Origin of the sequence: Streptococcus mitis, from assembly GCF_003944325.1 — a bacterium.
GTDB classification, from domain to species: domain Bacteria; phylum Bacillota; class Bacilli; order Lactobacillales; family Streptococcaceae; genus Streptococcus; species Streptococcus mitis_CW.
In genome coordinates this window covers 36,619-58,287 of sequence record NZ_RJPX01000010.1, presented here as the reverse complement: position 1 = coordinate 58,287, position 21,669 = coordinate 36,619, and the positions used below count along the sequence as shown (strand labels likewise).

14 protein-coding genes are annotated in these 21,669 nt (G+C 38.7%); 13 read left to right on the top strand and 1 reads right to left on the bottom strand.

Annotated elements, in window-relative coordinates; genetic code table 11:
• Window positions 1–352: 352 nt before the first annotated feature.
• The 13 genes from prfB (at window position 353) to D8787_RS04575 (ending at window position 20,307) form a co-directional block, all read left to right on the top strand.
• Window positions 353–1,448 (top strand): peptide chain release factor 2 gene (gene prfB, locus D8787_RS04635; protein WP_125421214.1). Its coding sequence is split into 2 segments (ribosomal slippage): window positions 353–424 and window positions 426–1,448, totalling 1,095 coding nucleotides; the frame shifts between segments, so codons are not numbered across the junction.
• Between the two features lie 17 nt (window positions 1,449–1,465).
• Window positions 1,466–2,158 carry a cell division ATP-binding protein FtsE gene (ftsE, locus tag D8787_RS04630; RefSeq protein ID WP_000022265.1) on the top strand — a complete coding sequence of 231 codons (693 nt, stop codon included), beginning with the start codon at window positions 1,466–1,468 and terminating at the stop codon, window positions 2,156–2,158.
• The gene (ftsX, locus tag D8787_RS04625) at window positions 2,151–3,077 is read left to right on the top strand and encodes a permease-like cell division protein FtsX (protein ID WP_125421211.1); all 927 of its coding nucleotides are present in this window, start codon (window positions 2,151–2,153) and stop codon (window positions 3,075–3,077) included. The genes ftsE and ftsX overlap by 8 nt, the downstream gene beginning before the upstream one ends.
• A gap of 186 nt (window positions 3,078–3,263) precedes the next feature.
• On the top strand, window positions 3,264–5,444 hold the full coding sequence (locus D8787_RS04620; RefSeq protein ID WP_125421208.1) for a PTS transporter subunit IIBC: 2,181 nt from the start codon (window positions 3,264–3,266) through the stop codon (window positions 5,442–5,444).
• A gap of 51 nt (window positions 5,445–5,495) precedes the next feature.
• Complete coding sequence (locus tag D8787_RS04615) at window positions 5,496–6,311, top strand: endonuclease/exonuclease/phosphatase family protein (protein ID WP_125421205.1); 816 nt, start codon at window positions 5,496–5,498, stop codon at window positions 6,309–6,311.
• Window positions 6,312–6,603: 292 nt separating this feature from the next.
• Window positions 6,604–7,947: a DEAD/DEAH box helicase gene (locus D8787_RS04610; RefSeq protein ID WP_125421202.1), complete on the top strand. Its 1,344-nt coding sequence runs from the start codon at window positions 6,604–6,606 to the stop codon at window positions 7,945–7,947.
• Window positions 7,948–8,159: 212 nt separating this feature from the next.
• Window positions 8,160–9,350, top strand: coding sequence for a methionine adenosyltransferase (gene metK / locus D8787_RS04605; RefSeq protein ID WP_125421198.1), 1,191 nt, complete (start codon window positions 8,160–8,162; stop codon window positions 9,348–9,350).
• A gap of 95 nt (window positions 9,351–9,445) precedes the next feature.
• The gene (gene pgdA, locus D8787_RS04600; protein ID WP_125421195.1) at window positions 9,446–10,837 is read left to right on the top strand and encodes a peptidoglycan-N-acetylglucosamine deacetylase PgdA; all 1,392 of its coding nucleotides are present in this window, start codon (window positions 9,446–9,448) and stop codon (window positions 10,835–10,837) included.
• A gap of 307 nt (window positions 10,838–11,144) precedes the next feature.
• A complete protein-coding gene (locus tag D8787_RS04595) occupies window positions 11,145–15,929 on the top strand; it encodes a S8 family serine peptidase (protein WP_125421192.1) in 4,785 nt (1,594 codons plus the stop codon).
• 283 nt (window positions 15,930–16,212) lie between these two features.
• Entirely contained in the window at window positions 16,213–16,584 is a 372-nt protein-coding gene (locus tag D8787_RS04590; protein ID WP_125421189.1) for a GFA family protein, read from the top strand.
• A 209-nt stretch (window positions 16,585–16,793) separates the two neighbouring features.
• Window positions 16,794–17,711, top strand: a complete 918-nt coding sequence (gene glyQ / locus D8787_RS04585) for a glycine--tRNA ligase subunit alpha (RefSeq protein ID WP_000038733.1) — start codon at window positions 16,794–16,796, stop codon at window positions 17,709–17,711.
• 259 nt (window positions 17,712–17,970) lie between these two features.
• The gene (glyS, locus tag D8787_RS04580) at window positions 17,971–20,007 is read left to right on the top strand and encodes a glycine--tRNA ligase subunit beta (RefSeq protein ID WP_125421186.1); all 2,037 of its coding nucleotides are present in this window, start codon (window positions 17,971–17,973) and stop codon (window positions 20,005–20,007) included.
• Between the two features lie 42 nt (window positions 20,008–20,049).
• Window positions 20,050–20,307, top strand: a complete 258-nt coding sequence (locus D8787_RS04575) for a DUF896 family protein (protein ID WP_000371299.1) — start codon at window positions 20,050–20,052, stop codon at window positions 20,305–20,307.
• A gap of 114 nt (window positions 20,308–20,421) precedes the next feature.
• Here the strand turns inward: D8787_RS04575 and D8787_RS04570 are convergent, their stop codons facing one another.
• Window positions 20,422–21,666 carry an NAD(P)H-dependent oxidoreductase gene (locus D8787_RS04570; RefSeq protein WP_125421183.1) on the bottom strand — a complete coding sequence of 415 codons (1,245 nt, stop codon included), beginning with the start codon at window positions 21,664–21,666 and terminating at the stop codon, window positions 20,422–20,424.
• Between the last annotated feature and the right edge of the window lie 3 nt (window positions 21,667–21,669).

Genomic DNA, 21,669 nt, shown 5'->3' with positions numbered 1-21,669 from the left:
TGTGTTATGATTGCCTAGGTTTTCTACGATAGTAGAAGTCCGTTTATTTCCAACCTTGATATCTTTAATAATAGCGTAGTTGATAGTGTTTTTTGACTTTGATTGTTTAACTCTCATCTTTTCATACCTCACTCCATTATAACAAAGTACGAGAAAGTACGCAAATAAAAAGTGGTAAAATTTGACAAGAAAATGCTCTTATATCAACCTTTATGAGGATTTTTTTACTTCATAACTGTCAAAGTCCCGGATTTTTGCCCAGTTTCTTTTTTCATGAAAAGGGGAGTAGAGCAAAAGATGGAAAGAAATAAGAGATTATGGTATAATGAAACGATATAAAAAAGGAGTATTTATGGACATTTCAGTAATCCGTCAAAAAATTGACGCAAATCGTGAAAAATTAGCTTCTTTCAGGGGGTCTCTTTGACCTCGAGAGTCTAGAGGAAGAGATTGCCATCTTGGAAAACAAGATGACAGAACCTGATTTTTGGAACGATAATATAGCGGCCCAAAAAACGTCGCAAGAATTAAATGAATTAAAAAACACTTACAATACCTTCCATAAGATGGAAGAGTTGCAGGATGAAGTTGAAATTTTATTAGACTTTTTGGCTGAAGACGAGTCGGTTCAAGCAGAACTGGTAACGCAGTTATCAGAACTCGATAAGATGATGGCTAATTACGAGATGACCCTTCTCTTGTCAGAACCTTATGACCATAATAATGCCATCTTGGAAATCCATCCAGGATCTGGTGGTACAGAGGCGCAGGACTGGGGTGATATGTTGCTTCGTATGTATACTCGTTATGGTAATGCTAAAGGCTTCAAAGTAGAGGTTTTGGATTATCAAGCTGGTGATGAGGCTGGTATCAAGTCAGTAACTTTATCATTTGAAGGGCCTAATGCTTATGGCCTTCTCAAGTCGGAAATGGGTGTGCACCGTCTGGTGCGAATCTCGCCATTTGATTCTGCCAAACGTCGCCATACCTCTTTCACATCTGTAGAAGTGATGCCTGAGTTGGATGATACCATTGAAGTAGAAATCCGTGAAGATGATATTAAGATGGATACCTTCCGTTCAGGTGGTGCTGGTGGACAAAACGTTAATAAGGTTTCAACTGGTGTACGTTTAACACACATTCCAACTGGAACTGTCGTCCAGTCAACGGTCGATCGTACCCAATATGGAAATAGAGATCGTGCCATGAAGATGTTGCAGGCTAAGCTCTATCAAATGGAGCAAGAAAAGAAAGCTGCGGAAGTTGATTCCCTCAAGGGTGAGAAAAAGGAAATCACATGGGGAAGTCAAATTCGTTCTTATGTTTTCACGCCATATACTATGGTAAAAGATCACCGAACTAGCTTTGAAGTTGCTCAGGTAGATAAGGTCATGGATGGGGACCTAGATGGTTTTATCGATGCCTATCTCAAGTGGCGAATTAGCTAAGATAGAAAGGAACTCACATGTCAATCATTGAAATGAGAGATGTCGTAAAAAAATACGACAACGGAACGACTGCCCTACGCGGTGTTTCGGTCAGTGTTCAACCAGGAGAATTTGCTTACATCGTAGGACCTTCGGGAGCAGGGAAGTCAACTTTTATTCGTTCTCTATATCGTGAAGTAAAAATCGATAAAGGAAGTCTATCAGTTGCTGGTTTTAATCTGGTTAAGATTAAGAAGAAAGATGTCCCTCTTCTACGTCGTAGTGTTGGGGTTGTTTTTCAGGATTATAAACTCTTGCCAAAGAAAACTGTTTATGAGAATATTGCATACGCTATGGAAGTAATCGGGGAAAATCGCCGTAATATCAAAAAAAGGGTGATGGAAGTTTTGGACTTGGTTGGATTGAAGCACAAGGTTCGTTCTTTCCCAAATGAGCTTTCAGGTGGGGAGCAACAGCGGATTGCGATTGCGCGTGCTATTGTAAACAATCCAAAAGTATTGATAGCCGATGAGCCAACAGGAAACTTGGATCCTGATAATTCATGGGAAATTATGAATCTCTTGGAACGGATTAACCTACAAGGGACAACTATTTTGATGGCGACTCATAATAGCCAGATTGTAAATACCTTGCGCCACCGTGTCATTGCCATTGAAAATGGCCGTGTTGTTCGTGACGAATCAAAAGGAGAGTACGGATACGATGATTAGTAGATTTTTTCGCCATTTATTTGAATCGTTAAAAAGCTTGAAACGAAATGGTTGGATGACAGTGGCTGCTGTCAGCTCAGTCATGATTACTTTGACCTTGGTGGCAATATTTGCTTCTGTTATTTTCAATACAGCGAAACTAGCTACAGATATTGAAAATAATGTCCGAGTAATGGTATACATTCGTAAGGACGTAGCTGATAATAGTGAGACTATTGAAAAAGAAGGTCAAACTGTTACAAATAATGACTACCACAAGGTATATAATGCTTTGAAGGGGATGTCTACAGTTAAGAATGTTACTTTTTCAAGTAAAGAAGAACAATACGAAAAATTAACTGAGACAATGGGGGATAACTGGAAAATCTTTGATGGTGACGCCAATCCTCTCTATGATGCATATATTGTAGATACTAACACACCAAGTGATGTAAAGACAGTAGCGGAAGAGGCTAAGAAAATTGAAGGTGTATCAGAAGTTCAAGATGGTGGTGCCAATACAGAACGCTTGTTTAAGTTAGCCTCATTTATTCGTGTCTGGGGACTAGTGATTGCTGGCCTCTTGATTTTCATAGCAGTTTTCTTGATTTCTAATACCATTCGTATTACAATTATTTCCCGTAGTCGAGAAATTCAAATTATGCGCTTGGTTGGTGCTAAGAATAGCTATATCCGAGGACCATTCCTACTTGAGGGGGCTTTCATCGGATTACTTGGAGCAACCCTTCCATCAGTTTTAGTACTAGTTGTTTATCAAATGGTTTACCAATCTGTTAATAAGTCATTAGTAGGTCAAAACCTTTCTATGATTTCACCAGAAGTATTCAGTCCACTGATGATTGCCTTATTGTTTGTCATTGGAATTTTTATCGGTTCAATTGGATCAGGAATTTCAATGCGACGCTTCTTAAAGGTTTGATAGCATATTTTCAGAGTATTATCATAACAATACAAATATAAAAAAGGAAGCATAAAAACTTTCTTTTTTTTCTTATTTTTTTAATAAAAGCCTTTACAAAAAAATTTAAAGTGGTATAATGAATACATAGTTAAGTGCAAACGTTTTCGTAAAACGTTTGCCTAAATAAAAATAAAGGAGATTTGAATGATGAAAGATACATTCAAAAATGTCTTGTCTTTCGAGTTTTGGCAAAAATTCGGTAAGGCTTTGATGGTGGTTATCGCTGTTATGCCGGCTGCTGGTTTGATGATTTCAATCGGTAAGTCGCTTGTGATGATTAACCCTAACTTTGCTCCACTCGTTATTACTGGTGGTGTACTAGAGCAAATCGGTTGGGGAGTTATCGTTAACCTTCATATCTTGTTCGCCCTCGCTATTGGAGGAAGCTGGGCTAAGGAACGTGCTGGTGGTGCGTTTGCGGCAGGTCTTGCCTTTATCCTAATCAACCGTATCACTGGTACAATCTTTGGCGTATCAGGCGATATGTTGAAAAATCCTGAAGCTATGGTAACAACTCTCTTTGGTGGCTCAATCAAAGTTGCTGATTACTTTATTAGCGTTATGGAAGCACCAGCACTTAACATGGGTGTCTTCGTAGGGATTATCTCAGGTTTTATTGGAGCAACTGCTTACAATAAATACTATAACTTCCGTAAGCTTCCTGATGCACTTTCATTCTTTAACGGAAAACGTTTTGTACCGTTTGTAGTTATCCTTCGTTCAGTAATTGCTGCAATTGTACTTTCAGCTTTCTGGCCAGTAGTGCAAACAGGTATCAATAGCTTTGGTATCTGGATTGCTAACTCACAAGAAACTGCTCCAATCCTTGCACCATTCTTGTATGGTACATTGGAACGTTTGCTCTTGCCATTTGGTCTTCACCACATGTTGACTATCCCAATGAACTACACAGCTCTTGGTGGTACTTATGAGGTCTTAACTGGTGCAGCAAAAGGTAGCCAAGTATTTGGTCAAGACCCACTTTGGCTTGCATGGGTAACAGACCTTGTAAACCTTAAAGGTACTGATGCTACTCAATATCAACACTTGTTAGATACTGTTCACCCAGCTCGTTTCAAAGTTGGACAAATGATCGGTTCATTCGGTATCTTGATGGGTGTGATTGTGGCTATCTACCGTAATGTTGATGCTGATAAGAAACACAAATACAAAGGTATGATGATTGCGACAGCTCTTGCAACATTCTTGACAGGGGTTACTGAACCAATCGAATACATGTTTATGTTCATCGCAACACCTATGTATCTTGTTTACTCACTTGTTCAAGGTGCTGCCTTCGCTATGGCTGACGTCGTGAACCTACGTATGCACTCATTTGGTTCAATCGAGTTCTTGACTCGTACACCTATTGCAATCAGTGCTGGTATCGGTATGGATATCGTTAACTTCGTTTGGGTAACTGTTCTCTTTGCTGTAATCATGTACTTTATCGCAAACTTCATGATTCAAAAATTCAACTACGCAACTCCAGGACGTAACGGAAACTACGAAACTGCTGAAGGTTCAGAAGAAGCTGGCAGCGAAGTGAAAGTTGCAGCAGGTTCTCAAGCTGTAAACATTATCAACCTTCTTGGTGGTCGTGCAAACATCGTTGATGTTGATGCATGTATGACTCGTCTTCGTGTAACTGTTAAGGATGCGGATAGAGTCGGTGATGCAGAACAATGGAAAGCAGAAGGAGCTATGGGTCTTGTCATGAAAGGACAAGGGGTTCAAGCTATCTACGGACCAAAAGCAGACGTATTGAAATCTGATATCCAAGATATTCTTGACTCAGGTGAAATCATTCCTGAAACTCTTCCAAGTCAAATGACAGAAGCGCAACAAAACACTGTTCAATTCAAAGGTCTTACTGAGGAAGTTTACTCAGTAGCAGACGGTCAAGTTGTTACTTTGGAACAAGTAAAAGATCCAGTATTTGCTCAAAAAATGATGGGTGACGGATTTGCAGTAGAACCTGCAAATGGAAACATTGTATCTCCAGTTTCAGGTACTGTATCAAGCATCTTCCCTACAAAACATGCTCTTGGTCTGGTGACTGAAGCAGGTCTTGAAGTATTGGTTCATATTGGTTTGGACACAGTAAGTCTCGAAGGAAAACCATTTACTGTTCATGTAGCTGAAGGACAAAAAGTTGCAGCAGGTGACCTTCTTGTCACAGCTGACTTGGATGCTATCCGTGCAGCAGGTCGTGAAACTTCTACAGTGGTTGTCTTCACAAATGCTGAAGCTATTAAATCAGTTAAATTAGAACAAACAGGTTCTCTTGCAGCTAAAACAGCAGTTGCTAAAGTAGAATTGTGATACACTTGAGGTTGGAAGCTGTTTTCCAACCTCTTGTTTTAGGAGAAAAGCATGAAATTTTTAACACTCAATACTCATAGCTGGATGGAAAAAGAAGCTGAGGAAAAATTCCAGCTCTTGCTTGAAGATATTCTTGATAAAGACTATGATTTGATTTGTTTCCAAGAAATCAATCAGGAGATCACTTCGCCAGAGGTGGAGGTTAATGACCTTTATCAAGCTTTGCCAGCTGCTGAGCCGATTCATCAAGACCACTATGTTAGACTCTTGGTTGAAAAGTTGTCAGAGCAAGGAAAAAATTACTATTGGACTTGGGCTTATAATCATATCGGTTATGACCGCTACCATGAAGGTGTGGCTATCTTGTCTAAAACACCTATTGAAGCCAGAGAAATTTTGGTTTCAGATGTGGATGATCCAACAGACTATCATACTCGCCGTGTTGCCCTGGCTGAAACTGTAGTCGATGGTAAGGAGCTAGCAGTTGCAAGTGTCCACCTTTCTTGGTGGGATAAAGGTTTCCAAGAAGAATGGGCACGATTTGAGGCTGTCTTGAAAGAATTGAACAAGCCGCTTTTGCTAGCTGGAGATTTCAACAATCCGGCTGGACAGGAAGGCTACCAAGCTATTTTAGCTTGTTCATTAGGGTTACAAGACGCATTTGAAGTTGCTCAAGAGAAAAGTGGTAGCTATACTGTTCCACCAGAAATTGATGGCTGGAAGGGGAACACTGAACCCCTTCGAATCGACTATGTGTTTACTACCAAAGAGTTAGAGGTGGAAAATTTACATGTCGTATTTGATGGAAATAAGAATCCGCAAGTTAGTGATCACTATGGCTTGAATGCTACTTTAAACTGGAAATAATGACTGATACTCTTCGAAAATCAAATTCAAACTACGTCAACGTCGCTTTGCCGTATAGATGTTACTGACTTCGTCAGTTCTATCTGCAACCTCAAAACAGTGTTTTGAGCAACCTGCGGCTAGTTTCCTAGTTTGCTCTTTGATTTTCATTGAGCATGAAAAGAGGTTGGGATTATAAAATTCCAGCCTTTTTCTGACTAGAAAAGCTACTGGAAATAGCCTAAATAAGTGAGACTACTGTACTGGAATAAAATATGGTATAATTGATAAGATAGATAGAATCGAGGATATTATGTCATTTACGAAATTTCAATTTAAAAACTATATTAGAGAAGCCTTGCAGGAGTTGAAATTCACAACTCCAACAGAGGTACAAGATAAGTTGATTCCGATTGTTTTGGCAGGTCGTGATCTAGTCGGTGAATCAAAAACAGGTTCGGGTAAGACACACACTTTCTTGTTACCGATTTTCCAGCAGTTAGATGAAGCTAGTGATAGTGTGCAAGCAGTCATTACTGCACCAAGCCGTGAGTTGGCTACTCAAATTTACCAAGCGGCCCGTCAGATTGCTGCCCACTCAGATGTCGAAGTTCGTGTGGTTAATTATGTGGGTGGTACGGATAAGGCTCGCCAGATTGAGAAATTGGCAAGTAATCAGCCTCATATTGTTATCGGAACGCCAGGTCGCATCTACGACTTGGTTAAATCTGGTGACCTGGCTATTCACAAGGCTAAGACCTTTGTTGTCGATGAGGCAGACATGACCTTGGATATGGGATTCTTAGAAACGGTTGATAAGATTGCTGGAAGCCTTCCAAAAGACCTGCAATTCATGGTCTTCTCAGCAACTATTCCACAAAAGTTGCAGCCATTTTTGAAAAAATACTTGTCAAATCCTGTTATGGAGAAAATCAAGACCAAAACGGTCATTTCTGATACCATTGATAATTGGTTGATTTCGACCAAGGGCCGAGATAAGAATGCTCAAATTTACCAGTTGACTCAGTTGATGCAACCTTATTTAGCAATGATTTTTGTTAACACTAAAACGCGTGCTGATGAATTGCACTCATATCTGACTGCTCAAGGCTTGAAGGTGGCAAAAATCCATGGGGATATTGCCCCTCGTGAACGCAAGCGAATCATGAATCAGGTAAAAAATCTGGATTTTGAGTATATTGTCGCAACAGATTTGGCAGCGCGTGGAATTGACATTGAAGGTGTCAGTCATGTCATCAATGATGCCATTCCGCAAGATTTATCTTTCTTTGTGCACCGTGTTGGTCGAACTGGGCGCAATGGCCTACCAGGTACAGCTATTACCCTTTATCAGCCAAGTGATGACTCGGATATCCGTGAGTTGGAGAAATTGGGAATCAAGTTTACTCCTAAGATGGTCAAAGACGGGGAATTTCAAGATACCTATGACCGTGATCGTCGTGCTAATCGTGAGAAGAAGCAAGATAAGCTTGATATCGAAATGATTGGTTTGGTTAAAAAGAAAAAGAAAAAAGTCAAACCAGGTTATAAGAAAAAAATTCAATGGGCGGTTGATGAAAAACGTCGTAAAACCAAGCGTGCTGAAAATCGCGCTCGTGGTCGTGCAGAGCGTAAAGCAAAACGCCAAACATTTTAAGGCAATTGTTGGAGTGCTGAGCTCCAACCTTTTTATTTATGAAAGCGAAATATCTATATTGAAACATCACATTAAAGACTGCAAATTGCGTTAAAAAATGATATAATGATGAAGTTATATAGTCCCGATAAGATGGTAGGCATTTATCACTAAGAATTTTCCTATCAGTACTTTGTAACTCTATAACACTATTTTTAAGGGGGGACATTTTTATGTCAGAACGTAAATTATTCACGTCTGAATCTGTATCTGAGGGGCATCCAGATAAGATTGCAGACCAAATTTCAGATGCGATTTTGGATGCTATTTTAGCTAAGGATCCAGAGGCGCACGTTGCTGCTGAGACAGCTGTATATACTGGTTCCGTCCATGTTTTTGGTGAAATATCTACAAATGCCTATGTGGATATTAACCGTGTGGTTCGTGACACCATTGCAGAGATTGGTTATACCAATACAGAGTATGGTTTTTCTGCTGAGACGGTGGGAGTACACCCATCTTTGGTGGAACAATCTCCTGACATCGCCCAAGGGGTTAACGAAGCCTTGGAGGTTCGTGGGGATGCAGACCAAGATCCACTGGACTTGATTGGAGCTGGAGACCAAGGGCTCATGTTTGGATTTGCAGTGGATGAAACAGAAGAGCTCATGCCTTTACCAATTTCACTCAGTCATAAATTGGTTCGTCGTCTGGCAGAACTTCGTAAGTCTGGGGAAATTAGCTATCTTCGCCCAGATGCTAAATCACAAGTTACGGTTGAGTATGATGAAAATGACCGTCCCGTACGTGTGGACACAGTTGTTATTTCAACTCAGCACGATCCAGAAGTCAGCAACGAACAAATTCACAATGATGTCATTAGCAAGGTTATCAAAGAGGTTATTCCAGCCTCTTACTTGGATGAGCAAACAAAATTCTTCATCAATCCAACTGGTCGCTTTGTAATCGGTGGACCTCAAGGAGACTCAGGCTTGACTGGTCGTAAGATTATCGTGGATACCTATGGTGGCTACTCTCGTCATGGTGGTGGTGCCTTCTCTGGTAAGGATGCGACTAAGGTGGACCGTTCTGCGTCATATGCGGCTCGCTATATTGCCAAAAATATCGTTGCAGCAGGTCTTGCTAAGAAGGCGGAAGTACAATTGGCTTACGCAATCGGTGTTGCGCAACCTGTCTCTGTTCGTATCGATACTTTCGGTACAGGAACAGTAGCTGAAAGCAAGCTTGAAAAAGCAGCACGTCAAATCTTTGACCTTCGTCCTGCAGGAATTATCCAAATGCTGGATCTTAAACGTCCAATCTACCGTCAAACAGCGGCTTATGGACACATGGGACGTACAGATATTGACCTTCCATGGGAACGTCTGGACAAGGTTGATGCTTTGAAAGAAGCTGTCAAATAAATGAATTGGAGAAAGAGGGTAGTCCCTCTTTTTTCGATATATTATAATCTCCGTTAATCATTGAAATTATAGCTTGAATTTGATATGATGGTCTTATGGGTATAAGTAGAGCAAAACGTGAGAATCACGATAAGATAAGAATGAGTTTAATAGCTCTAGTAGCTATCTTTTCAGTAAGTATTTGTGTCCTTGGAACGATGATTGGTTACAAAGTTTATACAAAACAAAGTTTTGAACAAAAGATTGAATCTCTCAAAAAAGAGAAAGATGATCAATTGAGTGAAGGAAATCAGAAGGATCATTTTCGTAAGGGACAAGATGAAGTGATTGCCTATTATCCTCTCCAAGGAGAACAAGTGATTTCGTCCGTAAAAGAAATCATGACACAGGATATCAAGAAAAATCTGGAAGACAAAGAAAATCTGGTTTTTTATTATACGGAAAAACAGGACTCGACTTTAAAAGGGATTGTCAACCGAAGTGTGATGAAACAAGTCTATGATTTAACATCGTCAAAAGTTGAAGAGATAGAGAAAACTAGTCTAGCGAAAGTGCATTTGACAGAAGATGGTAAATCTTTTACCCTTGATAAATTATTTTCAGATGCTAGTAAGGCTAAAGAGAAACTGATAAAAGAACTGACTTCTTTCTTACAGGATAAGAAATTAGAACAAGACAAAATTGATCAGATAGTTAAAGGCTTGTCTGACCAAGACCTGTCTACATGGAATTTTGATTATAAGGATAGTCAGATTATCCTTTATCCAAGTCAGGCAGTTGAAAATCTGGATGAGATTGCCTTGCCAGTATCTAGTTTCTTTGAGCTTATTCAGTCTTCATATTTTCTAGATAAGGATGCGGAACTTTATAAAGCTTATTTTGAGAAGAAAAATCGTAAAGTAGTAGCCTTGACTTTTGATGATGGACCAAATCCTGCAACAACAAATCAAGCATTAGATACTCTTTCTAAGTATGGAATTAAGGCTACTTTCTTTGTTTTAGGTAAGAATGTCTCTGGAAATGAAGAGATTTTGAAACGTATGAAATCGGATGGCCATGTCATTGGAAACCATAGTTGGAGCCATCCAGTTCTTTCAAAACTTTCGCTTGATGACGCTAAAAAACAGATTACTGATACTGAGGATGCGCTAACTAAAGTGTTGGGTTCTAGTTCCAAACTCATGCGTCCGCCTTATGGAGCCATTACAGACGACATTCGCAATAGCTTAGATTTGAGCTTTATTATGTGGGATGTGGATAGTCTGGATTGGAAGAGTAAAAATGAAGCAGCTATTTTGACAGAAATTCAGCGTCAAGTCAAGAATGGTTCTATTATTCTCATGCATGATATCCATGCTGAGACGGTACATGCTTTACCGAAGGTTATTGACTATTTGAAAGGGCAAGGTTATGACTTTGTAACAGTTCCAGAAATGCTTAATTCACGATTAAAATCACACGAATTATTCTATGACCGTAATCAGTAAGAAGGTTNCTGAAAGACCAATTCAATAGTAAGTAATTTTTCAATAAAGAAATTTAGTCTTGTATCACTCAAGGCTAATTTTTTTATGTTTATACTCTTCGAAAATCTCTTCAAACCACTTCAGCGTCGCCTTACCTTACTCAAGTACAGTTTACNGCTAGCTTCCTAGTTTGCTTTTTGATTTTCATTGAGTATTAAATCGTATGATATGATTAACATTACAATTTTGTTACAAAATATTTTTTTGATAGAATTTTCAGATAATTTAGGATATAATACTTTTAATTTAAATAAAAAGGAGTGGTTTTATGGGAGATTGCAAAGATTTTTGTCATAAAAAGTACCGAATAGCAACGATTTTTCTGCTATCGGTCTTTGTATTCGGATTTACTTTCGTACAGGTTAGTGCCGATGAGGGAAAAATTGAAACATCCAATCAAGTTACACATGCAGTAACAATTAATAAATTAGATGATTCAAATAAGCTCGCACCGCCAGTCACGGCTGACAAGAATGCTCTAAATTCTTCTTCAAAGGAAAAAACAGAAGTGACAGAGTCATTAAAAAAAGATGATTCTATAGAGGATAGAGATAGTAAGTCAGATAAGGTTTTAATCATACAGCAAGAAAAGACTGCTATAAAAAGTGAAGAGAAGAAGGAAGAATCAGCAGTAAAAAGCAGTTCTTCTTCCGAAAGTTCACAATCACAGTCCTTATCTCAAAGCAGACATAAAGAAAAGCCAAATAGTATCTCCAGTAATGAAATGATTACTGTTCCTAAAACATGGGAAGAAGGATACAAAGGGGAAGGTACTGTAGTCGCTGTTATAGATTCAGGGCTTGATTTGAATCATGAGGTTCTGCGTATTTCTGATCCGTCAAAGGCGAAATTTAAAAATCAGAATGATATCGAAAAAGCTAAAAAGGCTGCTGGTATTGACTATGGGAAATGGTACAGTGACAAGGTAGTATATGCTTATGATTACTTTGATGGAACAGATAATATAAAAGAGGCTGAAAAAGAGTCTCATGGAATGCACGTTACTGGTATTGTAGCTGGAAATCCAGTTAATAAAGCTCCGAATTCTGAGAAGGTATATGGAGTTGCACCAGAAGCTCAAATAATGTTTATGAGAGTTTTTTCAGACAGAGATAAAACTACAGCATCTGCCTTTTATGTAAAAGCCATTGATGACGCAGTTGCGTTAGGTGCAGATGTGATCAATATGAGTTTGGGTGCAGGTGCGGGTTCAACGGTAGATGCAGGTTCAGATATTATTGAAGCAGNAAAAAGAGCACGTGCTAAAGGAGTATCTGTTGTTATTGCTGCTGGTAATAGCAATACTTTCGGTAGAGGTTTTTCACAACCATTAGCAGAAAATCCTGATTACGGACTGGTTGGAAATCCCTCTACAGTAGAAGATTCAATTTCTGTTGCTTCGATTAATAATAAAATTCTAACTACTGAAGTCTTTGAAGTAAAAGGTTTAGAAAATGATACTAAACTTGATTATGGTAAGTTTGATTTTAATAGACCTGAAGCAGAAAAAGATTTTGAAAAAGGGAAAGAATACGAATATGTAGCAGCGGGTATTGGTCGTGAAGAAGATTTTGCTAATATTGATGTAAGAGGCAAGTTAGCACTGATTCAACGTGGTAAAATCCATTTCTCTGATAAGATTAAAAATGCTCTTCAACACGGTGCAGCTGGAGTTTTAATTTATAACAACGTTGAAGGTGCAAATGTTAGTATGTCTGTTACAGGTGATGCTAAGAAAATCCCATCTGTCTTTATTTCAAAACATTATGGTGAAATTCTTAAATCTGGTCAGTATAAAATTGTCTTTAATCATAAGATGGATAATCGTAAATCAGATGTTGCAGACCAATTGTCAGATTTTTCAAGTTGGGGAGTTACAACAGATGGACAATTGAAACCAGATGTTACTGCACCTGGTGGAAATATCTATTCATCATTTAATGACAATAGTTATGGAAGTATCAGTGGAACAAGTATGGCGGCTCCTCATATAGCTGGTGTCGCAGCATTAGTCAAAGAATATTTAGCAAAGAAACATTCTGAATTATCAGCTAGTCAAATTTCAGAGATTGTAAAAGCTTTAATTATGTCTACTGCAAAACCACATTTTAATAAACAAACTGGAGCCTATACTTCTCCACGTCAGCAAGGTGCCGGTGTAGTTGACACGATGGCAGCAACCAGCACAGATCTATTTGTAACAGGTACAAATAACTATCCAAGTGTTACTCTTGGCAATGTTGGTGATAAATTTACCTTTGAAGTTACAATTCATAATATTTCGGACAAAGACCAAACATTGAAGATGCTTGTAAATACAAATACGGATGAAGTTAACGAAGGGAAATTCACTCTCCGTCCACGAAAACTAACTGAAACAGTCTGGCCTGAAGTAACTGTGAAAGCTCATAGTACGAAGACGGTAACAGTTAGAGTAGATACAAGTAAGTTTACTGAAGAACTTAGTAAAATAATGCCAAATGGTTATTTTCTAGAAGGATTTGTTAGATTTGTCAATCCTGCAGATGATGGTTCTGTTATTGGTTTACCATTTATGGGATTTAAGGGAGAATTCCAAAATCTACCTGCAATAGAAAAACCAATTTATAATTTGATTCAGGAAGGAAAAAGTGGATTTTACTCTAAAATTGATAAAGATAATCCAGAAATTTCACCTTCGGACGATGCAACTTATTTAACAAGTTCTGAAAATGATTTAAATGTTTTAAAAGCAGAGCGTCAAGGAAATCGAGTGACTGTACTCGGAGTGAAACAAGATGCCGAAGGAAAATACCATCTTCAATTAGATGAAAAGGGGAACATCCGCCTTGCTATCTCACCAAACGATGATGGTAATAAAGATTCTGTTCAATTTAAAACTCTTGTTTATAGAAACTTGGTAAATCTTCGTGCAACAGTTTATGATTCTTCAGATACAACACATAGTCACCCTATTTGGCAAAGTCGTCCAACAGACCTTGTAAAAAATTATTTTGATGGCGATACTAGAAATCCAAGAAGTTACGTTCTAGATAAAACAGCTTGGGGAGGAAAAGATTCTAACGGAAATCGAGTCTCTGATGGAATTTATGACTATGTTATTAGTTATAAGCCAGATGTCCCTGGAGCTGAAGAACAATACACAACATTTAAAATTCAAATTGATACACAAAAACCTCTGATTACTTCGGGATATATTCGTTCTCAAAAAGATCAAGAACAATTTATAGCTCGTAAACCTCAGGATGTAGGAAATGGGGGAATTCTTTTAGAAAAAGTCTTTTATATTCGTCCTTCTGAAAATAGAGAATCGACAGATTCAGAAATCGAACAGTATCAAATTATCAAACAAAATGAAGATGGTAGTTATACACTTCCTAAGAACATTGATAAATCGAAAATCTTCTATTATGTGGAAGACTTTGCGGGAAATGTAGACTTTATATCTCTAAAAAATCTTGTAGGTGAAGAAAATAGTGGCCGTGTAAAAATTGCTATATTAAGTAATAAAACAAAGAGTGAGATTGATACGACTTATGTTTATCGCATTAAAAATAGTGAAGGCCAATATGTAACTGTTGATAAATCAAAAGATATTAATTTCTTGAAATTTGGACATTATGTTGCAGAAATTTTTAGCTATGACCGTACAGAGTTGAAATTTGTGAGTGCTCTATCTAAGGAATTTGATTTAACGAAAGAAAATAGTTTTCAAACTATTACCTTCTTGGCTAACAAAATGAAATATGCCCCAGTAACAATTGGCTTCAATCAAGCTGTTCCTGGAACTACAACGATTACTTTAGTAGGTGAAGACGGTCAGAGTCAAGTCTTGCCAGCTGAAACATATGGTAAACATTCTTATGGTAAGAAAGTGATTCCTGGTGAATATAAGGTTCTTGTAAATCTGTCAAACGGTTATGAATTACTTGATAATCTTCAACCATTTAAAGTTCTGTTTGGTCAAAATAATGTTTTGTCACTTTCAGTTGTTTCTAAGTTAGCCTTGATTGCAGCTTTAAATAAACAAATGGAAGTAGTTAAAACTCCAAGATATTATAATACAAAACAGAATTTAAAAGAGATGTTTGACCAAAGTGTCAAAGATGCCCAACTAGCATTGGGAAGTAAACTTAACCAAGATAAAATTGACCAAATTGTTAAGGCTTTAGAGTCTGCTATGCAAACATTGGATGGTAAGGAATCTGATATCACATCATTGAAGAATGCCATTAAAGCATATGCTGAGACAGTTAAAAAAGGTAAATATATAAATTCTGATCAAGAACGCAAAGGTCAATATGATCGTGAATTTAAACTCTTAGCATTATTAATTACAAAAGATTTGATAACTCAGGATGAAATCGATCGTCTATTGACCACTTTCTTGAAAGCACAAGAACAGCTGAATGGGAAAGAAACAGATTTCATGAGCCTAAAAAATGTTATCGTGGATGAAGTGAAGTTCCAAGACAAAGATCCAAGATTTTTGACAGCTAGCAAAGAGGAGAAGGATGCATATAATCTTATTTTCAGCAAAGCTAAGCTACTTTTAGAAAATTCAGAAGCTAGTCAAGAAGAAATTAATTCAGTAATCAATGCTCTAAAAGAGACGACTGTAAAACTGAAGGCTAATAAAGTAGAGATTCCAACTAAACCAGTTGTAACGATTAAACCAGCTAATCCAGCTAATCCAACTAAACCAGTTGTACCAGTTAAGGCAGTTAATCCAGCTAAACCAGTTGCATCGATTAAGCCAGTTTCTCAAGTGCAACCTGTTAAATTAGTAAGTCACAATAGACAAGTCTCAACTATTAAGCCTTCAATTAGCAATGATAAAATTGAGAAAACTCCATCAATTATAGAAGCTAATCATGAGAATAAAACACTAGCTGGAAGTGGTCAACAAGTGCTTTTAGCTACAGTCAACAAAGAAGGAAAACAATTACCAGCTACTGGTGAGAATAACATGATTTCTATTATTCTAAGTATTTCTGGAATTTCTCTCTTATTGTCAGTTATTGGACTTGCAACTTTTTCAAAAAGTGAGTAGAGAATACTATACATCTTTCTATAGTTTTTGATTTACAGTATGTTACAATTCTGATATAATAGTCAACAGGAAAGAAAGTCTTATGGCGTTCTTCAAGCGAGCTTGGGATAGTGGGAGCCAAGTAGGGCAAAATAAAGAACTGGCGCTTTCTGTAGTATTTTCAAAAACAATGAAGTAATAAATTAGGGTGGAACCGCGTTTCTGACGCCCCTAGTCGCAAGGCTTGGGTGTTGAAATGCGGTTCTTTTTGAATTCGTCTAATGCCTAAGTAGAAAGGAGCATAATGCTTAAAGGATCTTGTTTATGTAAAGCAGTGACCTACACTCTAGATGAGGAATTATCGGAATTAGTTTTTTGTCATTGCTCATTTTGTCGGAAAGCAACTGCGTCTGCTTATACAGTTAATGCTAAAGTTAGCAGTGAAAAGCTAGTATTGCATGGAAAAGAAAAGCTTGTTTCCTATAGTTCTTCTCCAGGAAAACAGCGTTATTACTGCCAGAACTGTCATAGTCAAATTTTCACTGTTCAAGAAAATATACCAGAAGTCTGTGCTTTGAAATTAGGTACAATAGATGAATGCGATCAGAATTTACAAACTGTTCCCAAACGTCATATTTTTCAGGCCCCAGCTTTTTCTTGGTTGCTTGATAAATAAAGCTAAAAAGATAATATAAATTAAAGGAGGAAATAATGTCTAAAAAATTGACTTTCCACTGCGTCAGTGGCAGAGACCTCCTTACAGTCGGACTGCCTCACGCTCAGCACTAGAGTGCCTGAGCTAGACGCAGTACTAACTCGTCTTGCCTCGTATAATCGACGAGGCAGACTCGTGTCGCAAGTAATTTATAGAAAAAGGAGTAAACAATGTCTAAAAAATTGACTTTCCAGGAAATCATTCTTACTTTGCAACAATTTTGGAATGACCAAGGTTGTATGCTTATGCAGGCTTATGATAATGAAAAAGGTGCGGGAACAATGAGTCCTTACACTTTCCTTCGTGCTATCGGACCTGAGCCATGGAATGCAGCCTATGTAGAGCCATCCCGTCGTCCTGCTGACGGTCGTTACGGGGAAAACCCTAACCGTCTTTACCAACACCACCAATTCCAAGTGGTTATGAAACCTTCTCCATCAAACATCCAAGAACTTTACCTTGAGTCTTTGGAAAAATTGGGAATCAATCCTTTGGAACACGATATTCGTTTCGTTGAGGACAACTGGGAAAACCCATCAACTGGTTCAGCTGGTCTTGGTTGGGAAGTTTGGCTTGATGGGATGGAAATTACTCAATTCACTTATTTCCAACAAGTTGGTGGATTGGCAACTGGCCCTGTGACTGCGGAAGTTACCTATGGTTTGGAGCGTTTGGCTTCTTACATTCAAGAAGTTGATTCTGTCTATGATATCGAGTGGGCCGATGGTGTAAAATACGGAGAAATCTTTATCCAGCCTGAGTACGAGCACTCAAAATATTCGTTTGAAATTTCGGATCAAGAAATGTTGCTTGAAAACTTTGATAAGTTTGAAAAAGAAGCTGGTCGTGCTTTGGAAGAAGGCTTGGTTCACCCTGCCTATGACTATGTTCTCAAATGTTCACACACCTTTAACCTGCTTGATGCGCGTGGTGCCGTATCTGTAACAGAGCGTGCAGGCTATATCGCACGTATCCGTAACTTGGCCCGTGTCGTAGCCAAAACCTTTGTCGCAGAACGAAAACGCCTAGGCTACCCACTTTTGGATGAAGCAACACGGGCTAAACTCTTAGCAGAAGACGCAGAATAGTGAGTAATACTGTGCTCTAAAATCGTTAGAGGCAAGTCGAAGACTTGCTAGAGGGATATGCACTGCTGTACTGTTATGTGGGGATTTTTGAAACCTTAGGTTCAAAAATCAGTCAGCTAAATCCACTTTGATGAGACTGTTGGAAATCTTGATCAATTTAGTATTGGATTTCCATACAGACTCACAAAGTTAGTTAGCGACGTCCCCAGTACCTAAGGTGCATATCAAAAAAGATTGAAGAAAATGTAAAGGAAAAAACATGACAAAAAACTTATTAGTAGAACTCGGTCTTGAAGAATTACCAGCCTATGTTGTCACACCAAGTGAAAAACAATTAGGTGAAAAAATGGCAGCCTTCCTCAAGGAAAACCGTCTGTCTTTTGAAGATATTCAAACCTTCTCAACACCACGTCGTTTGGCTGTTCGAGTTACTGGTTTGGCAGACAAGCAGTCTGATTTGACAGAAGATTTCAAGGGTCCAGCAAAGAAAATTGCCTTGGATAGTGATGGGAACTTCACCAAAGCAGCTCAAGGATTTGTCCGTGGAAAAGGCTTGACAGTTGAAGATATCGAATTCCGTGAAACCAAGGGTGAAGAATATGTCTATGTCACTAAGGAAGAAATTGGTCAAGCAGTTGAAGCCATTGTTCCAGGTGTTGTGGATGTCTTGAAGTCACTGACTTTCCCTGTCAGCATGCACTGGGCTGGAAATAGTTTTGAATACATTCGTCCTGTTCACACTTTGACTGTTCTTTTAGATGAAGAAGAGTTTGACTTGGATTTCCTTGATATCAAGGGCGGTCGTGTGAGCCGTGGTCATCGTTTCTTGGGACAAGAAACTAAGATTCAGTCAGCATTGAGCTATGAAGAAGACCTTCGTGCACAGTTTGTAATTGCAGATCCACGTGAACGTGAGCAAATGATTGTTGATCAAATCAAAGCAATCGAAGCTGAACATGGTGTACGTATCGAAATCGATGCTGATTTGCTGAATGAAGTCTTGAACTTGGTTGAATACCCAACTGCCTTTATGGGAAACTTTGATGCCAAATACCTTGAAGTTCCAGAAGAAGTTTTGGTGACTTCGATGAAGGAACACCAACGTTACTTTGTTGTTCGTGATCAAAATGGCAAACTCTTGCCAAACTTCATTTCAGTCCGTAACGGAAATGCAGAGCATTTGGAAAATGTCATCAAAGGAAATGAAAAAGTTTTGGTAGCCCGCTTAGAAGACGGAGAATTCTTCTGGCGTGAAGACCAAAAATTGGTGATTTCTGACCTTGTTGAAAAATTAAACAATGTAACCTTCCATGAGAAAATTGGTTCCCTTCGTGAACACATGATTCGTACGGGTCAGATTGCTATTCTCTTGGCAGAAAAGGCTGGTTTGTCAGCGGATGAAACGATTGACTTAGCCCGTGCAGCAGCCATTTACAAGTTTGACTTGTTGACTGGGATGGTTGGTGAATTTGACGAGCTCCAAGGAATTATGGGTGAAAAATATGCCCTTCTTGCTGGGGAAACTCCAGCGGTAGCAGCTGCTATTCGTGAACACTACATGCCTACATCAGCTGAAGGAGAACTTCCAGAGAGTAAGGTCGGTGCAGTGCTTGCTATTGCAGACAAATTAGATACGATTTTGAGTTTCTTCTCAGTAGGCTTGATTCCATCAGGTTCTAATGACCCGTATGCCCTTCGTCGCGCGACGCAAGGTGTGGTTCGTATCTTGGATGCCTTTGGTTGGCACATTGCTATGGATGAGTTGATTGATAGCCTTTATGCTTTGAAATTTGACAGCTTAACTTATGAAAATAAGACAGAGGTTATGGACTTTATCAAGGCTCGTGTTGATAAGATGATGGGCTCTACTCCAAAAGATATTAAGGAAGCAGTACTTGCAAGTTCGAACTTTGTTGTGGCAGATATGTTGGAAGCAGCAAGTGCTCTCGTAGAAGCAAGTAAGGAAGAAGATTTCAAACCATCTGTTGAATCACTTTCTCGTGCCTTTAACTTGGCTAAGAAGGCAGAAGGAGTAGCTACAGTTGATTCAGCTCTCTTTGAGAATGAAGAAGAGAAAGCCTTGGCAGAAGCAGTAGAATCACTCGTTTTGTCAGGGACTGCCAGTCAGCAATTGAAACAGCTCTTTGCTCTTAGCCCAGTCATTGATGCATTCTTTGAGAATACCATGGTTATGGCTGAAGACGAGGCAGTCCGTCAAAATCGTTTGGCAATCTTGTCTCATTTAACTAAAAAAGCAGCCAAACTTGCTCGTTTTAACCAAATCAATACCAAATAAAATCTGTTAAACGGATTAAATCTTATTATAAAGGAGAGAAACATGGATCCTAAAAAAATTGATCGTATTAACGAGCTTGCCAAAAAGAAAAAAACAGAAGGCTTGACACCAGAAGAAAAAGTTGAACAAGCCAAACTACGTGAGGAGTACATCGAAGGTTATCGTCGCACTGTTCGTCACCACATCGAAGGGATCAAAATTGTGGACGAAGAAGGAAACGATGTTACACCAGAGAAACTACGTCAAGTCCAACGTGAAAAAGGTTTACATGGCCGTAGTCTCGATGATCCAAATTCATAATAAATATTCTTTCTTTTAACAAAGATAGATAAAATAATACCAAAAGACTAGCAGTTTGTGTTTGCTAGTCTTTTTTTGCTAAAAAAGGAACCAAGATGGTTCCTAAAACTACTATTAGTTGCTTGCACCAGATGTAGCGTCTGCGCCACCACCGTGGCCTCCAGCATCACCTGCATCAGAAGCTCCAGATGTAGCATCTGCATCGCCGTGACCATGTCCGCCAGCAGATGCTGCAGCATTTCCACCAACTAGACGTTGACCAGTTGTTTCTAAGTACCAATCAAGCCATGGTTGGAAATTAAAGATGATTTCATTAATTCCAGCATATGAGCCATCTGGATAGTACATTGCTTTATAGTTATGAGTATTAATTACACCTTCTGGTTGTCCCGGAACAATTGTACGAACATACTCTTGATCACCATTACGTAATACGCCTACAACCCACTCAACGTTTTTCATTCTTGCAGGTGGTAGAGAAGCATGTACTGTTCCTAGTCGGCTACCTGCTTGAACTCGCACACGTTTACCATACATTGTGTTTGGATCTTGGTGGGCGTTATTGTAGTACAAGAATTGGTTATTATCATCCGCATATGTCAACTCAAATGGCATTGCTTTCAAGAACATATCAATTTGGTTAACTGTCAAGATACCGTGGTCTAATTTAACGTAAGTATCTCCAGAAACAGCTCCAACAAGCTCAGCTGCTTTTTCTACCCATTCAGGATCATCAGGGTCAACTCCTTGAATGGTAGTTGCAATTGGATTTGTACAATATAAATCTTCTGGTGCGATTGGTTTTGGTTTTTTCAATTTTGAAACGACTCCCACATATTTTACAAAGTTGTCTAAACATGTTTCAAGGAAATTAATAGTTCCTTCATTTGTGATATTCCCATTAACATCAAAGGCTTCTTTAGCTTTACCGAGAAGGAATTCATTTCCTGGAAGTGTGTAGGCATTGACACCTGGAGCGTCAAGAATCTTACGAAGGTGAACTTGGGCACGAGAAGTACCTTGGTCGTAGTAAGATGCTCCCACAATCATGACTGGTTTGTTTTCAAATGGATGAACTTCGTATGAAAGCCATTCAAGAACAGATTTTAGGGAAGCTGAGATTGTGTGGTTGTGCTCAGGAGTAGCGATGATAACACCATCAGCACGAGTAATTTTGTTATATAAATAACGTAATTGGAAACTTTCGTCCCATTTTTCGTCTTGGTTAAACATTGGAACTTCGTCAATTTCAAGAACTTCTAATTCAAATTTAAGTTTGAAGTGACGACGGATGAATTCCAAGAGTTTACGGTTATATGATTGATCGTAGTTTGATCCTACAAGTCCAACAAATTTCATTCT

Coding starts and splice junctions, on each gene's coding strand:
- ftsE (WP_000022265.1), top strand. CDS start 1,466: ATGTCAATCATTGAAATGAGAGATGTCGTAAAAAAATACGACAACGGA.
- ftsX (WP_125421211.1), top strand. CDS start 2,151: ATGATTAGTAGATTTTTTCGCCATTTATTTGAATCGTTAAAAAGCTTG.
- D8787_RS04620 (WP_125421208.1), top strand. CDS start 3,264: ATGATGAAAGATACATTCAAAAATGTCTTGTCTTTCGAGTTTTGGCAA.
- D8787_RS04615 (WP_125421205.1), top strand. CDS start 5,496: ATGAAATTTTTAACACTCAATACTCATAGCTGGATGGAAAAAGAAGCT.
- D8787_RS04610 (WP_125421202.1), top strand. CDS start 6,604: ATGTCATTTACGAAATTTCAATTTAAAAACTATATTAGAGAAGCCTTG.
- metK (WP_125421198.1), top strand. CDS start 8,160: ATGTCAGAACGTAAATTATTCACGTCTGAATCTGTATCTGAGGGGCAT.
- pgdA (WP_125421195.1), top strand. CDS start 9,446: ATGGGTATAAGTAGAGCAAAACGTGAGAATCACGATAAGATAAGAATG.
- D8787_RS04590 (WP_125421189.1), top strand. CDS start 16,213: ATGCTTAAAGGATCTTGTTTATGTAAAGCAGTGACCTACACTCTAGAT.
- glyQ (WP_000038733.1), top strand. CDS start 16,794: ATGTCTAAAAAATTGACTTTCCAGGAAATCATTCTTACTTTGCAACAA.
- glyS (WP_125421186.1), top strand. CDS start 17,971: ATGACAAAAAACTTATTAGTAGAACTCGGTCTTGAAGAATTACCAGCC.
- D8787_RS04575 (WP_000371299.1), top strand. CDS start 20,050: ATGGATCCTAAAAAAATTGATCGTATTAACGAGCTTGCCAAAAAGAAA.
- D8787_RS04570 (WP_125421183.1), bottom strand. CDS start 21,666: ATGAAATTTGTTGGACTTGTAGGATCAAACTACGATCAATCATATAAC.